Genomic DNA, 13,961 nt, shown 5'->3' on the forward strand with positions numbered 1-13,961 from the left:
ATCCGGGATACGAGAGTTATCCAAACCGCCAGTTCGTCGTCTCCACCACGAGATCGATGAAGGCGCGCACCTTGGCGGAGAGCAGCCGCGAGGTCGGGTAGACGATGTGGATCGGCAAGGCCGCCTGCTCGAATTTCGCGAGCACGATTTTCAAGCGCCCGCGCTTCAGGCCATCGGCGGCCTGATACGCCAGCACCCGCGTCACCCCACCACCTTGTTCGGCATATTGCAGCACCGCATCGGCGCTGTTGCTGATGAAGCGCGGGCTCGGCGTGACCTCCATATCGCGGCCATCGCGCGAGAAGAGCCAGTTGGTGGCGGGGCCGAACTGGATGGTTCGGTGCTGAAGCAGTGCCTCCGGCGACTTCGGTTCGCCATGGCGCTTGAGGTAGTTGGGCGAGGCAACCACGATCCGTCGCATCTCGCCGACCTGCCGCGCGACCAGCGAGGAATCGGCGAGGTGGCCAATGCGTACCGCGAGGTCGACCGCGTCCTCGATGAGGTTGATCATATGGTCGGAGAGCCGCAATTCGCCGGTGACATCCGGATAGCGCTTCAGGTACGCCGACATCACGGGCCCGACATGCAGCCGGCCGAACCCCACCGGCGCGGAGACCACGAGCCGCCCGCTCGGCCGGTTTCGCTCTGCGCGCGCCGAGCCATCCGCCTCCTCGACATCGGCGAGGATCCGTCGCGCGCGCTCCAGATAGCGCGTGCCGACGTCGGTGAGCGTCACGGAGCGCGTGGTCCGCTGCAACAGCCGCGCGCCGAGATGCTCCTCCAGCGAAGCGATCAGGCGGGTCACCGCCGACGGCGACAGCCGCAGCTTGCGCGCCGCCGGCGCAAAGCCGCGCATCTCGGCGACGGTGACGAAGACGTGCATGGCCTCGAGCCGGTCCATCGCTATTATTGCATATATCGCAATGATGAAGTGTCAAGCAGGTCGATTGTTTTGGACCGAAAGGGGGCCACTTTTCGGTGTGAGAACGCTAACGCGTCAGTTTCCTGGAGATGCTCCGATGCCGTCCGCCCGCACCTACGCCAGCGACGTCGCCTTCACCCCAGCAGTCAAATTGATTCAGACGCGAAAAGGGTCGCGCGAGGCGTATTCCCACGCCGAGCAGCGCGGTTGGCGCACCGAGGTCGACGAAAACCTCGCGGCGTTCCTGGGCGATGCCAACAGTTTCTATCTCGCCACGGCCTCGGCCGACGGCCAGCCCTATATTCAGCACCGTGGCGGCCCGACGGGTTTTTTGAAGGTGCTGGACAAGCAGACGCTTGCCTTCGCCGACTACGCTGGCAATCGACAGTATCTCACGCAAGGAAATCTCTCCGAAAATCCAAAAGCCTATATTTTCGTGATGGACTACGCCCATCGCCGCAGGGTGAAGATATGGGGCGAAGCGCGCGTGGTGGAGGACGATCCCGCGCTGACGCAGTCGCTGATGCCAAGAGGCTACAAAGCGCGCCCCGAGCAGGTCATCGTGTTCAAGATCGCCGCCTGGGACACCAACTGCCCGCAGCACATCCCGCAGAAATTCGACGCGGCGGATGTCGCCGCAGCACTCGCCGCGCGTGATGCAAGGATTGCGGAGCTCGAAGCGGAGGTGGCGGCGTTGAAGGGAGAGAAGGCGGCAGGCCTTTAAGAGCGAATCTCGTCGCATTCTTCGCTGTCATGCCCCGCGAAGGCGGGAGATCCAGTACGCCGTTTCGGTTCAAGTACAGCCGCCACTGAGATACCGGATCGTCCGCTCCAGTGCGCAATTGCGCACAAGGCGGACGATGACAGCGGTGCGGATGATGCGCTCGTGGGCGTCATCGCAAGACTACAGCGCGCTCGCGCCTTCGTGCTGGAAGCCGAGATAGCTCGCCGCGACGCGCTCATTGGCGGCGACGTCGCTGGCCTTGCCGGAAAGCACGAACTCGCCGAGCTCCATCACGTAAGCCTTGTCCGCGATCTTCAGCGCGGCCTGTGCGTTCTGCTCGACCAGCAGCACCGAGACGCCGCTGGCACGCAGCTCGGTGACGATGCGGAAGATGTCGGCAACGATGATTGGCGCCAAGCCCAGGCTCGGCTCGTCCAGCATCAGCAGTTTTGGCTCTCCCATCAACGCGCGGCCCATTGCGAGCATCTGCTGCTCGCCGCCGGACAGCGTGCCAGCGAGTTGCTTGCGCCGCTCCTTCAGTCGCGGGAACAGCGCGTAGACGCGCTCGATCGAGCTTTTCGCCCTGCTCTTCTCGATACGGAAGGCCCCTAACTCCAGATTGTCCTCGACATTCATGGTCACGAACAATTCGCGGTGCTCCGGTACGAGCCCCAAACCCATCGCGACGCGGTCCTCGATGTCGAGCCGTGCGAGGTCCTGCCCGGCAAAGGTAACCCGGCCCTTCAGCGGCAGGATACCCATGACAGCGGAGAGCAGCGTGGTCTTGCCGGCGCCGTTGGCGCCGACGATGGTGACAATCTCGTTTTGACCGACCTCGAGCGAAACCGAGCGCACGGCCTCGACCTTGCCATAGGCGACATGCGCGTCGGCGACTGACAACAGCGCGTTCATGCCGCCACTCCGAGATAGGCCTTGATCACTTCGGGATTGGTCTTGATCGTGGCGGGCGTGCCTTCGGCGATCTTGGTGCCGAAATCGAGCACCACGATGCGGTCGGCGAGATTCATCACAAAGCCCATGTCGTGCTCGACCAGGAGGACGCTCATGCCGCCGTCGCGCAGGTCGCGCAGCAGCCTTGCGAGCTGCTGCTTCTCCATGTGGCGCAGGCCAGCCGCCGGCTCGTCGAGCAGCAGCAGCATCGGATCGACGCACAGAGCGCGTGCGATCTCGACGATGCGCTGCTGTCCGAGCGAGAGTGAGCCTGCGAGCTGATGCATCTGCTCGCCCAAGCCGACGCGCTCGATCTGGCGCGCGGCTTCCGCCAGCAGCCGCGCCTCGTCAGTACGGTCGAGCCGCAGCATCGAGGCAATCGGGCCGGAATGGCCGCGCAGATGCGCGCCGATCGCGACGTTCTCCAGCACGGTCATATCGGGCACCAGCTTCACGTGCTGGAAGGTTCGGGAAATTCCGAGCTTGACGATCTCCTGCGGCGGCGCCTTGTCGACCTTCTTGCCGAGCACCGAGATCGAGCCTGATGTTGCCGACAGCACGCCGGTGATCAAGTTGAACGTCGTACTCTTTCCTGCGCCGTTCGGACCGATCAGCGCAACGATCTCGCGGGCCTGGACATCGAAGGAGACATTGTTCACGGCGATCACGCCGCCGAACTGCTTTCGCGCCTTTTCCACCTGCAGCAGCACGCTTGCCTCGCCGGGCGCGCGGACGCGCGCCGGCAGGGTCAGCGAGGTATCCGGCTTCCTACCGCCAGCCCTCTGCGGCATGAACGACATCAGCCACGGCCAGACGCCGCCGGGCGCGAGCTGCAAGAGCGCCACCAGCATGATGCCGAACACGATGGTCTCGACCTGGCCAGAGCCCGGCAGGATGAGCGGCAGATAGCTCTGCAGCACTTCCTTCAGGACGACGACGATCGCCGCGCCAAGCACGCCGCCCCAGACATAGCCGGCGCCGCCGACGACCGCGATGAAGAGATACTCGATGCCGGCCTGCGCGCCGAACGGCGTCGGATTCACCGCGCGCTGGAGATGCGCATAGAGCCAGCCGGAGAGACCTGCGAGCACCGCGGCATGGATGAACACCAGCAGCTTTGCGCGCGGCGTCTGCACGCCAAAGGCTTCGGCAGCGACATGCCCGCGCCTGAGCGCACGGATGGCGCGGCCGGTGCGGGAGTCCAGCAGGTTCATCGTGAGCAGCGCCGAGACGATCACCGCAACCCAGATCGCGTAGTAGATCGAGCCGGGTGAGAGCATTTTGAACGTGCCGATCGACAGCGGGGGAATCGCGGAGATGCCGTCGTTGCGTCCCAGAAATTCGAGCTTGCTGAAGAGATAGAACAGCCCGAGCCCCCAGGCGAGCGTGCCGAGCGGCAAATAGTGGCCCGACAGGCGGACCGTGATCAGCCCGAGCAGCACCGCGAGCAGGCCGCTGACCAGCAGCGAGAGCGGCAAGGTCAGCCAGGGCGACAGGCCATACGCCGTCGACAGCACTGCCGTGGTATAGGCGCCGAAGCCGACGAAGGCCGCCTGTCCGAACGAGGTGAGACCGCCGACGCCAGTGAGCAGGACGAGGCCCATCGCGACCAGCGCGGCGAGGCCGATATTGTCCAGCAGCACGATCCAGAACGGCGGCATGCCGGGAATGAATGGGATCGCCGCCATGACAAGGGCGAAGACGAGAATGGGAAGCCGGTCGTTCATCGTGCTCAGTCCTTCTCTTCCTCGACCGCGGGGGCTGCGAGCGAGCGCAGCAGCAGCACCGGAATCAGGAGCATGAAGACGATGACCTCCTTGTAGTTGCTGGCGTAGAAGGACGAGAACGCCTCGACGATGCCGACAAAGAGCGCCGCGATTGCCGTCAGGGGATAGCTGACGAGGCCGCCGATGATCGCGGCGACGAAGCCTTTCAGGCCGATCAGGAAGCCGCTGTCGTAGTAGAGAGTTGTAATTGGGACGATCAGTATGCCCGATAGCGCGCCGATCACGGATGCCAGAAGGAAGGCGATCTGCCCCGACAGCGAGGTGCGGATGCCGGCCAGCCGCGCACCCAAACGGTTGACGGCGGTCGCGCGCAGCGCCTTGCCGTAGCGCGTGAAGCCGAAGAACAGCCAGAGGCCGACGATGAAGGCGATGGTGATGCCGTAGACCGTGATGCTCTGGCCGGTGAAGCGCAGCGTGCCGAGCGTAAAGGCCGTCGACAGCACCGCCGGGCCGCGCTGGCCCTCGGCGCCGAAGAACAGAAGACCCAGGCCCTGCAGCGCGAGATGGACGCCGACGGAGGCGATCAGCAGCACGAGCACGGAGGTGTGCGCCAGCGGCTGGAACACGATGCGATAGAGCGACACGCCGATCAGCGCGACGATCACGAGCGACAGCGCCATCGAGATCGCGACCGGAGGCTTCTGGCCGGCGAAGTAGAGGGTTGCCGCCAGCACGATTCCCGGCAGCGCGATGTTGGTGAGAAAGGTGCGGAGGATCAGCCGCCCGTGCAGTGCTTTGCGCGCCGCGAACAGGTCGAACACGAAGGCGACGAGGCCCATCGCGAGCGCAAGCTTGGCCGTGCCAGGCATCTGCCCAGAGGCGAGCGAGGCATAGGTCAGCGCGCCATAGGTGACGAATTCGCCTTGCGGGATCAGGATCACGCGGGTGACCGCGAATACCAGCACCAGCGCTAGTCCGAGCAGCGCGTAGATCGCGCCGTTGGTGATGCCGTCCTGGATAAGGAACAGCAGGATGGTGGTATTCAAGACCGGACGCTCCCCCTTATTAAGATCCGGGCCGATCCCGCTTTCGCGGTGAATCGTCCCTCACAGCCATTGAAAATCGCTGACGATATTTGGTATGGTCAATAACAATTATCGATTATAACTTCAAGGGCCGGGGAACACCGGATCCAAATCTAACGGGATTGCGAGCAACAGGCGATGACCGTTTCCAAGGCGGCGGAAAAATCGGCGGAAGCAACCGCTAAGGGAGCGGAGGCGGCCAGGGCGCGCAAGGACGCGCTTGATGATGCCGGCGGGGCCCTTCAGCTTGGCGAACTCTCCGAACAGCTCGGCTACGTGCTCAAACGCGCCCAGCTCAAGGTATTCGAGAACTTCCTGCGCTGCATGGCCTCGCTCCAGCTCACGCCGGCGCAGTTCTCCGTGCTACTTTTGGTCGAGAAGAATCCAGGCCGCAATCAAACCGAGATCGCCTCCACGCTCGGCATTCTGCGCCCGAATTTCGTGGCCATGTTGGATAATCTCGAGAGCCGCGATCTTTGCGCGCGGATCCGCTCCACCAACGACCGCCGCTCGCACATCCTGGTCTTGACCGACAAGGGCAAGGCCGTGCTGTCCCGCGCCAAAAAGCTCGTCGCCACCAAGCACGAGGCGCGGCTGAACGAGTTGTTGGGCGGGGCCAACCGCGAGTCCCTGATCGCGATGCTGTCCAAGATCGCCAACGAGTTTTGAGGCTTCACGTCATTCCGACGCGCGAGTGATCTCACGCCGCGATGACTTCTCCCTGAACTTACTGAGGCTTCGTTCTCCCCACTTGGCCCCCAGCGCTTCCTCCCCGCAAGGGGGGAGGGAACGCAGCAGTGCGTGCGGAGAGAGAGACGATGCGGCTGGAGGCGATTACGCCGCAGCGAACCGGTCGGGCAAGGTGGGCGCTTCCGGGGACAGGAAGCGGCGCTCGATTTCCGCTGCGGGCAGGGGGCGACTGAACAATAGCCCTGCATCTCAGTGCATCCTTCGGCAGCGATCCGGTCGAGCTGCTCGCGCGTTTCGACGCCTTCCGCCGTCGCCGTCATTCCCAACCCGCTTGCGAGCGCAGCAATCGCCCGCACGATGTTGAGTGATCCGGCATCGGTGGCGATGTCGCGCACGAACGAGCGGTCGATCTTGATCTTGTCGAACGGGAAACATTGCAGATAAGTCAGCGACGAATAGCCGGTGCCGAAATCGTCCATCGCGATCCGGGTTCCGAGCTCGCGCAGCCGGTGCAGCGTGGCGAGCGTCCCCTCCTTGTCCTGCAAGAGGACGCTCTCGGTAATCTCGATTTCGAGTCGACTGGCTTCCAACCCCGCGGCCGCAAGCGCGCCGACGATCACCTCGGCAAGGCCGGCGTAGCGGAATTGTACGGCCGATATGTTGACGGCGACGTGGAGGTGCTTTGGCCATCGGCTGGCCGTCATGCAGGCCTGCCGGATCACCCACTCGCCGATCGGCACGATCAGGCCGATCTCCTCGGCAAGCGGGATGAAGCTGCCCGGAGGGATCAGTCCGCGCTGCGGATGCTGCCAGCGGATCAGCGCCTCGAAGCCGCTGATCGCACCGCTGTGACTCCTTACCAGCGGCTGATAGTGAAGCTCGAATTCGCCACTAGCGAGCGCCTTGCGCAGATCGACCTCCAATGCGCGGCGGCTCTGCACCTGCTCGTCCATCGCCGGCTCGAAAAAGCGGTACATTCCCCGGCCGTCGCTCTTGGCCCGGTAGAGAGCAAGGTCGGCGTTACGCAGCAATTGCTCGGGTGTTGCTCCATCGGCCGGCGCAATGGCGATGCCGATGCTTGCCCCAGCGATCGTCTGCTGTGCGTCGATCTCGAACGGCGCGCTCATCTGGCCGATAATGCGCTGCGCCAGCGTGCCTGCTTCGCTTGCCTCGCTGATCGGGGTCTGCAGGACGACGAATTCGTCGCCGCCCATCCGGGCTATCGTGTCGCCCGGGCGAACGAGGCGCCGTAGACGCTCGCTCACGCCCTTGAGCAGGGCATCGCCGGCATGATGGCCCAGCGTGTCGTTCACCGACTTGAACTTGTCGAGGTCGATGTGATGCAGGGCAAAGATCTGTTGCGATGCGAACGCCTGCTCGAGCCGCTGGTTGAGCAGGGCGCGATTGGCGAGATCAGTCAGCGCGTCGTGATGCGCCATATGCGCGATCTTCAGCTCGGTCTGCCGTTGCTCGGTGATGTCTTCGTGGGTCGCCACCCAGCCGAGGTCCGGCATCGGGCGATGGCGGATCTTGAAGGTGCGCCCGTTTCGCATCTCGACGATGCTGTCGACGGGCTCGGCTGAAACGACGACGCCGGTGCGCCATTTCATGTACTCGGTGCGCGACATCGCGGGCACGCTGCCGGCCTCAAAGCGCATGTCGACGATGTCTGACAGGGGCGTGCCGGGACGGACACGCTCGGGCGGCAGTCCGTACATGTCGATGAAGTCCTTGTTGCACACGATCAGCCGGTGATCGGCATCGAAGAAGCACAGACCGTGCGACATGTTGTTGATCGCGATGTCGAACTGCATGTTGCGCTGTTGCAGTCGCGCGCTGAGCTCCTCGCGCTCGGTGATGTCCTCGTGGGTCGCCATGCCGCCGCCGTCCGGTAGAGGGTGGACGGTATAGGCGATGATCCGCCCGTCCGCGAATTCCTGCACCGCTCGTTCCCTGACGATCGTGCGCTCCGTGCGGGCGCGAACATAGTCATCGGCCTTTCCACGGACCTTCAATCCGAGCTTGAGTCGATGCTGGATCAGGTTGCTGACCGGCGTGCCCGGCCGCACCTCGTCCGGCCCAAGGCCGTACATGTCCATGTAGCGCTGGTTGCAGTAGATGACCTCGCGGCTCCGGTTGAACAGGATGATGCCGAGCCAAAGATTGTTGACGGCCTGCTCGAGCAGTCCGTCCAAGGCGAGCGAGCTGAGCCCGCCGGCGTCGGCGACCTGACTGTCGCGATCCTCCATGTGTCTTCGCCCCCTTCAAGTGCGGAAAGCATTAGAGCAGAGGCCGGTGAATGGTCTCCACGATCTGCCGTCCGCGCAGGCAGCTTCCTGAAGTTGCAGCGAATTTCACGTTAAGGGGTCGCGACGAGATTGCAGCTGACGGCGATTCACATCCTGATTTTCAATGCAGCAATATTGATGCTTGATACATCATTTTAGATGCTGTACGCTTGCCTTATCAATCATGGCACCTGCAATGGAGCCGCTTCCAATGATTACCGCCGCGCAGCTCCGGGCCGCTCGAGCCCTGCTCGGGATCGACCAACGCGAGCTGGCGCAGCGCTGCTCGCTGTCGCTGCCGACGATCCAGCGCATGGAGGCCTCCGAGGGCGTCATTCGCGGCAACGTCGATTCCCTGATGAAACTGGTCGAGGCGCTCGCGGTCGCGGGCATCGAGTTGATCGGCGAGGGCGCGCCCTCAACCGGAAGCGGCCGCGGCGTGCGGCTGAAATCCCATCAGAGCGCGGGTGAGGACAACAAATGACGACACGCGCACAACTCGCAACCCGGGAGCTCTGATGATCTCGGTGGCGCTATGGTCGGTGGCACTGCTACTGGCGCTGGCGCCGGTCGGGATCGCGCTGTCGACGCGTCCGCGCGGTTCGATCGTGCTCTATGGCGGCTGCCTCGTCGTCACTGCGACGCTCTGCATCGTCGCGCTCGTGTACTTGCTCGATCCCGCCCATCCGGCGTTGGGCACGACGCTGCCGATAGGCCTGCCCTGGCTGGGGGCTCACTTCCGTCTGGATGCACTGTCGGCTTTCCTCCTGGTCGTGATCAATCTTGGTGGCGCAGCCGCGAGCCTGTTCGCGCTCGGCTATGGCGCGCATGAAGAATCTCCCGGCCGCGTGCTGCCGTTCTATCCGGCCTATCTCGCCGGCATGAACACGGTCGTGCTCGCCAACGATGCCTTCAGCTTCCTGGTGGCGTGGGAGTTCATGTCGCTGACCTCCTGGGCGCTGGTGGTGGCGCATCATCGTGACACGGACAACGTCCGCGCCGGCTATGTCTATCTCCTGATGGCGAGCTTCGGCACGCTGGCGCTGCTGCTCGCCTTCGGCCTGCTCGCCAGTGGTGCAGGTTACGATTTCGATGCAATCCGCGCCTCGCATCCCCCGGCCGCGCTCGCCGGCACGGTGGTGATCCTCGTCCTGCTCGGCGCCGGCTCCAAGGCGGGCCTCGTACCGCTGCACGCCTGGCTGCCACTCGCCCATCCCGCCGCACCCAGCCACGTCTCGGCCCTCATGAGCGGCGTGATGACCAAGGTCGCCGTCTACGGTTTTGTCCGCATCGTCTTCGACCTGCTGCCGGAGCCGGAATGGTGGTGGAGCATGGTGGTGCTGCTGGTCGGCGGCCCTACCGCGACGCTGGGTGTGCTCTATGCGCTGATGCAGCGCGACATCAAGCGCGTGCTGGCCTATTCGACCATCGAGAACATCGGCATCATCTTCACCGGCCTCGGTCTTGCGCTTGCCTTCAAGGCGCAGGGGGTCGACTGGGTGGCGGCACTCGCCTTCACCGCGGCGATGCTGCACGTCTTCAACCACGCGCTGTTCAAGAGTCTTCTGTTCTTCGGTGCCGGCGCGGTGCTGGAAGCGACCGGCGCGCGCGACATGGAGAAGCTCGGCGGGCTGATCCATCGCATGCCGAAGACGGCATTCGCGGTGCTGGTCGGCTGCGTCGCGATCTCGGCGCTGCCGCCGTTCAACGGTTTCGTCTCAGAATGGCTGACGTTTCAGGCGATACTGCTGTCGCCGCAACTACCGTCCTGGGGCCTTAAGCTCGCCATCCCCGCGGTCGGCGGCCTGCTGGCGCTGGCCGCCGCCTTCGCCGCCGCCTGCTTCGTCAAGCTCTATGGTATCGGCTTCCTCGGCCGTCCCCGCTCGGACGTCGCAGCGGTTGCGCATGAGACCGATCGCTTCTCGCTGGCCGCGATGTTCGCGCTCGCGGCGCTCTGCCTCATTGCGGGCATTCTGCCGGGCCTGTTCATCGATGCGCTGGCGCCGGTGAGCAAGGCCATGGTCGGCAATGTCATGCCGCATCAGACCGGGCTGGAATGGCTCACGATCGTGCCGATCGCGGAAAGCCGCAGCTCCTATAATGGACTTCTGGTGTTCCTGTTTGCCGCGCTCAGCGGCACCGCGGCGGCGACAGCCATTCATCGTCTCGCCTCCGACCGGCTGCGCCGCGCCCCTGCCTGGGATTGCGGCTATCCCGACCCCAACCCCGCGATCCAGTATTCGGCCTCGAGCTTCTCGCAGCCGATCCGCCGCGTGTTCGGCAGTGTCATCTTCGCCGCGCGCGAGATCGGCGAGATGCCACCGCCGTCCTCGCCCGCGCCAGCGCGGCTCACCGTCGAGCTGCATGACCTGATCTGGGAGGCGCTCTACGCGCCGATCGCAAAGGGCATTGGCTTCGCCACCGAGCACATCAACGTCCTCCAGTTCCTCACCATCCGCCGCTATCTGACCCTGGTCTTCGTGGCGCTGATCGTGCTGCTCCTGGTGGTGGCCCTATGACCGCGCTGCGCGACATCATCTCGCAAGGAGTGCAGATGCTGCTGGTGCTCCTGCTCGCTCCGCTGCTGACCGGCTTCGTGCGCAAGGTGAAGGCGCGGCTGCTCCGCCGGCGCGGGCCTCCGCTGCTTCAGCCCTATCGCGACCTCGTGCGCCTGATGCGCAAGGATGTCGTGCTCGCGGACAACGCCTCCTGGCTGTTCCGCGTCATTCCCTATCTGATGTTCGCCGGCACCTGGGTAGCGGCCTCGCTGGTGCCAACCTTCGGGAACGGCCTGTTGTTCTCCTGGAGCGCCGACCTCATCGCCATCATTGCGCTGCTCGGCAGCGCCCGTTTCTTCCAGGCCCTTGCCGGCATGGATGTCGGCACCGCCTTCGGCGGAATCGGCTCCAGCCGCGAGGTGATGATCGCAACCCTGGCCGAGCCCGCCATCCTGATGACGGTGTTCGCAGTCGCGATGATCGCCGGCTCGACCCAGCTCTCCACGGTCGCCGAATATATGGGATCGAGCCTGGTGGGCCTGCGCGTCTCGCTGGGGATGGCACTGGTCGCGCTCACCATCGTGGCGCTCGCCGAAAATGCCCGCATCCCCGTCGACAATCCCGCCACCCATCTCGAACTCACCATGGTGCACGAGGCGATGGTGCTGGAATATTCCGGACGGCATCTCGCGCTGGTCGACCTGTCGTCGCAGCTCAAGCTTCTGCTCTACGTCTCCCTGATCGCCTGCGTGTTTCTGCCTTGGGGCGCCGCGACCGCGGACGCCGGCATCGGAGCGCTCGGCGTCGGCGCGCTGCTCTATTTCGGCAAGCTTGGACTATGCGGCTTCCTGCTTGCGCTGTTCGAGACGTCGATCGCCAAGATGCGCGTTTTCCGTATCCCTGAATTCCTGGGCGCGGCGCTGATGCTGGCGCTGCTCGCGACCCTGCTGCGCTTCGTGTCGGGGAGCCTGTAAGACATGAGCAGCCTGCAATTCGACATCGCCCACCTGCTCGCCGGCTCGCTTGTGCTGGCGAGCTTCATGCTGCTTTACCAGGACCGGCTCTACGCGCTGCTCAACGTCTATGCGCTGCACGCCGGCGTGCTGGCGCTGTCGGTGGCCTGGCAGGCCTACGTGCAGGCCGCGCCGCATCTCTATGTCACCGCGCTGATCGCTCTCGTCTTCAAGGCCATCATCATTCCGGTGGCGCTGCACCGGATCATCCGGCGGCTCGGCATTCACCGCGAGATCGAGAACGTGATCGGGATCGGGCTCACCATGATGGCCGGCATCGGCCTCGTGGCGCTATCGATGGTGGTGATGCTGCGGGTCACGCCGGGCGCGGATGCGCTGGCGCGGGAGGATCTCGCCTTCGCCTTGTCGGTGGTGCTGCTCGGGCTCCTGATCATGGTGACGCGGCGCAATGCCGTGAGCCAGGTGGTCGGTTTCATGTCGCTGGAGAACGGCCTCGTGCTGGCGGCGACCGGCGCCAAGGGCATGCCACTCGTCGTCGAGATCAGCGTCGCCTTCTCGGTGCTGATCGCCTTCATCGTGATCGGCATCTTCCTGTTCCGTATCCGCGAGCGCTTTGACAGCGTCGATGTGCAGGCACTCGACCGGTTCAGGGGAGAGCGGCGATGACGGTCGACGCGCTTGGTGTCATCCTGCTGATCCCGGCCGTCTCGGCGGCGCTGCTCGCGATCCTGCCCGGCTACTTCTTGACGGCAAAGCTCAACGTCGTTGCAGCGCTTGCGACTTTCCTAACCTCGCTGTCGCTATTCGTGATCGAACCGACGTCAGGCCAATATCTGCTGCTCGACGACCTCAACAAGGTCTTCATCGTGCTGACGACCTTCGTCGGCTTCACGACATCCGTGTTCAGCGCGAGTTACATACACCACGAGATCGAGACCGGACGGTTGACACCAGCCTTCCTGCGCTTCTACCACGCGATGTACCAGACGCTGATGTTCGCGATGAACCTCGCACTCGTCGCCAACAATATCGGCCTGATATGGGTTGCAGTCGAGGTCGCAACGTTGACGACCGTGCTGATGGTCGGCATCTACCGCACCCATGAGGCGCTGGAAGCCGCCTGGAAATATTTCATCCTCGGCAGCGTCGGAATTGCGCTGGCGCTGTTCGGTACAATCCTGGTCTACATGGCGGCGCGCCCGGCGGTGGGGGAGGGGCTCGACGGCATGGTGTGGACTGTGCTGGTGCAGCACGCCGCCGCATTCGACCCGGCGCTGCTGAATGTCGCCTTCGTCTTCCTGCTGCTCGGCTACGGGACCAAGGTTGGCCTCGCGCCGCTGCATGCCTGGCTGCCCGACGCGCATGCCGAAGGCCCGACGCCGATCTCCGCGGTCCTCTCGGGCCTCCTGCTCAACGTCGCGCTCTACGCGCTCCTGCGCTTCAAGATGATGCTCGCGGTCAATTCCGCGGCGATTGCACCGGGACCGCTGATGGTGACGATGGGCCTGATCTCGGTGATCTTCGCGGCGCTGATGCTGTATCGCCGCCGTGACATCAAGCGCATGTTTGCCTATTCCTCGATCGAGCACATGGGCATCATCGTCTTTGCCTTTGGTATGGGCGGGCCGCTCGCGAATTTCGCCGGCCTTCTGCACATGACCATGCACTCGCTGACCAAATCCGCGATCTTCTTCGCGGTTGGCCATATCGCGCAGGTTAAGGGTACGCAGAAGATCGCCGACATCGGCGGCCTTACGGTGACCAACCCCGTGCTCGGCTGGGGCCTGATGCTCGGCGTCATCGCCATCGTCGGCCTGCCGCCGCTCGGCATCTTCATGAGCGAGTTCCTGGTCATCAGTTCGACCTTTTCTCGCGCGCCATGGGTGACCGCGATCCTGGTGCTCGGCATCATCATCGCGCTCGGCGGGCTGTTGCTGCGGGTCGGCGTCGTGATGTTCGGCGAGCCCAGGGGCAAGACTGCTCCGGCGGACGCCTCCTATGTGCCGATGTTCACGCATCTGGCGCTGGTCGCTATGGCCGGCATCTATCTGCCGCCGGTCCTGGTGACCGGCTTTACGAACGTCGCAAAGCTGCTGGGATAG

11 protein-coding genes and 1 pseudogene are annotated in these 13,961 nt (G+C 64.3%); 7 read left to right on the forward strand and 5 right to left on the reverse strand.

Annotated elements, in window-relative coordinates; translation table 11 throughout:
* Window positions 1-16: 16 nt before the first annotated feature.
* On the reverse strand, window positions 17-901 hold the full coding sequence (locus SO140_RS26455; protein WP_474799476.1) for a LysR family transcriptional regulator: 885 nt from the start codon (window positions 899-901) through the stop codon (window positions 17-19).
* A 118-nt stretch (window positions 902-1,019) separates the two neighbouring features.
* On the opposite strand from SO140_RS26455, the gene SO140_RS26460 reads away from it, so the two are divergent.
* Window positions 1,020-1,646 carry a pyridoxamine 5'-phosphate oxidase family protein gene (locus SO140_RS26460; protein WP_449379392.1) on the forward strand — a complete coding sequence of 209 codons (627 nt, stop codon included), beginning with the start codon at window positions 1,020-1,022 and terminating at the stop codon, window positions 1,644-1,646.
* Between the two features lie 180 nt (window positions 1,647-1,826).
* Here the strand turns inward: SO140_RS26460 and SO140_RS26465 are convergent, their stop codons facing one another.
* The 3 genes from SO140_RS26465 to SO140_RS26475 are packed head-to-tail and all read right to left on the reverse strand — an operon-like array spanning window position 1,827 to window position 5,370.
* Window positions 1,827-2,558: an ABC transporter ATP-binding protein gene (locus SO140_RS26465; RefSeq protein WP_474799473.1), complete on the reverse strand. Its 732-nt coding sequence runs from the start codon at window positions 2,556-2,558 to the stop codon at window positions 1,827-1,829.
* Entirely contained in the window at window positions 2,555-4,324 is a 1,770-nt protein-coding gene (locus tag SO140_RS26470; RefSeq protein ID WP_449379390.1) for a branched-chain amino acid ABC transporter ATP-binding protein/permease, read from the reverse strand. The genes SO140_RS26465 and SO140_RS26470 overlap by 4 nt, the downstream gene beginning before the upstream one ends.
* A gap of 5 nt (window positions 4,325-4,329) precedes the next feature.
* Window positions 4,330-5,370, reverse strand: coding sequence for a branched-chain amino acid ABC transporter permease (locus SO140_RS26475; RefSeq protein ID WP_449379389.1), 1,041 nt, complete (start codon window positions 5,368-5,370; stop codon window positions 4,330-4,332).
* 177 nt (window positions 5,371-5,547) lie between these two features.
* Here SO140_RS26475 and SO140_RS26480 point away from each other — a divergent pair, with 177 nt between their 5' ends.
* Window positions 5,548-6,078 carry a MarR family winged helix-turn-helix transcriptional regulator gene (locus tag SO140_RS26480; protein WP_449379388.1) on the forward strand — a complete coding sequence of 177 codons (531 nt, stop codon included), beginning with the start codon at window positions 5,548-5,550 and terminating at the stop codon, window positions 6,076-6,078.
* A 314-nt stretch (window positions 6,079-6,392) separates the two neighbouring features.
* On the opposite strand, the pseudogene SO140_RS26485 reads toward SO140_RS26480, so the two are convergent.
* A pseudogene (locus SO140_RS26485) lies at window positions 6,393-8,348 on the reverse strand (EAL domain-containing protein); the annotation flags it as partial.
* A 250-nt stretch (window positions 8,349-8,598) separates the two neighbouring features.
* Between SO140_RS26485 and SO140_RS26490 the strand changes: the two are divergent.
* Genes SO140_RS26490 through SO140_RS26510 form a run of 5 tightly spaced genes read left to right on the forward strand, consistent with a single transcriptional unit; the run spans window position 8,599 to window position 13,961 of the window.
* Window positions 8,599-8,871, forward strand: coding sequence for a helix-turn-helix domain-containing protein (locus SO140_RS26490; RefSeq protein ID WP_449379386.1), 273 nt, complete (start codon window positions 8,599-8,601; stop codon window positions 8,869-8,871).
* Between the two features lie 34 nt (window positions 8,872-8,905).
* Complete coding sequence (gene hyfB, locus SO140_RS26495; RefSeq protein ID WP_449379385.1) at window positions 8,906-10,906, forward strand: hydrogenase 4 subunit B; 2,001 nt, start codon at window positions 8,906-8,908, stop codon at window positions 10,904-10,906.
* Complete coding sequence (locus SO140_RS26500; protein WP_449379384.1) at window positions 10,903-11,859, forward strand: respiratory chain complex I subunit 1 family protein; 957 nt, start codon at window positions 10,903-10,905, stop codon at window positions 11,857-11,859. The genes hyfB and SO140_RS26500 overlap by 4 nt, the downstream gene beginning before the upstream one ends.
* A 3-nt stretch (window positions 11,860-11,862) precedes the next feature.
* Window positions 11,863-12,525: a hydrogenase-4 component E gene (locus tag SO140_RS26505; protein ID WP_027521310.1), complete on the forward strand. Its 663-nt coding sequence runs from the start codon at window positions 11,863-11,865 to the stop codon at window positions 12,523-12,525.
* Window positions 12,522-13,961, forward strand: a complete 1,440-nt coding sequence (locus tag SO140_RS26510) for a hydrogenase 4 subunit F (protein WP_449379383.1) — start codon at window positions 12,522-12,524, stop codon at window positions 13,959-13,961. The genes SO140_RS26505 and SO140_RS26510 overlap by 4 nt, the downstream gene beginning before the upstream one ends.

This window comes from Bradyrhizobium sp. UFLA05-108 (genome assembly GCF_059803455.1).

Excerpts from the sequence above, each read along its gene's own strand:
- SO140_RS26455 (WP_474799476.1), bottom strand. The coding sequence starts at position 901 with ATGGACCGGCTCGAGGCCATGCACGTCTTCGTCACCGTCGCCGAGATG.
- SO140_RS26460 (WP_449379392.1), top strand. The coding sequence starts at position 1,020 with ATGCCGTCCGCCCGCACCTACGCCAGCGACGTCGCCTTCACCCCAGCA.
- SO140_RS26465 (WP_474799473.1), bottom strand. The coding sequence starts at position 2,558 with ATGAACGCGCTGTTGTCAGTCGCCGACGCGCATGTCGCCTATGGCAAG.
- SO140_RS26470 (WP_449379390.1), bottom strand. The coding sequence starts at position 4,324 with ATGAACGACCGGCTTCCCATTCTCGTCTTCGCCCTTGTCATGGCGGCG.
- SO140_RS26480 (WP_449379388.1), top strand. The coding sequence starts at position 5,548 with ATGACCGTTTCCAAGGCGGCGGAAAAATCGGCGGAAGCAACCGCTAAG.
- SO140_RS26490 (WP_449379386.1), top strand. The coding sequence starts at position 8,599 with ATGATTACCGCCGCGCAGCTCCGGGCCGCTCGAGCCCTGCTCGGGATC.
- hyfB (WP_449379385.1), top strand. The coding sequence starts at position 8,906 with ATGATCTCGGTGGCGCTATGGTCGGTGGCACTGCTACTGGCGCTGGCG.
- SO140_RS26500 (WP_449379384.1), top strand. The coding sequence starts at position 10,903 with ATGACCGCGCTGCGCGACATCATCTCGCAAGGAGTGCAGATGCTGCTG.
- SO140_RS26505 (WP_027521310.1), top strand. The coding sequence starts at position 11,863 with ATGAGCAGCCTGCAATTCGACATCGCCCACCTGCTCGCCGGCTCGCTT.
- SO140_RS26510 (WP_449379383.1), top strand. The coding sequence starts at position 12,522 with ATGACGGTCGACGCGCTTGGTGTCATCCTGCTGATCCCGGCCGTCTCG.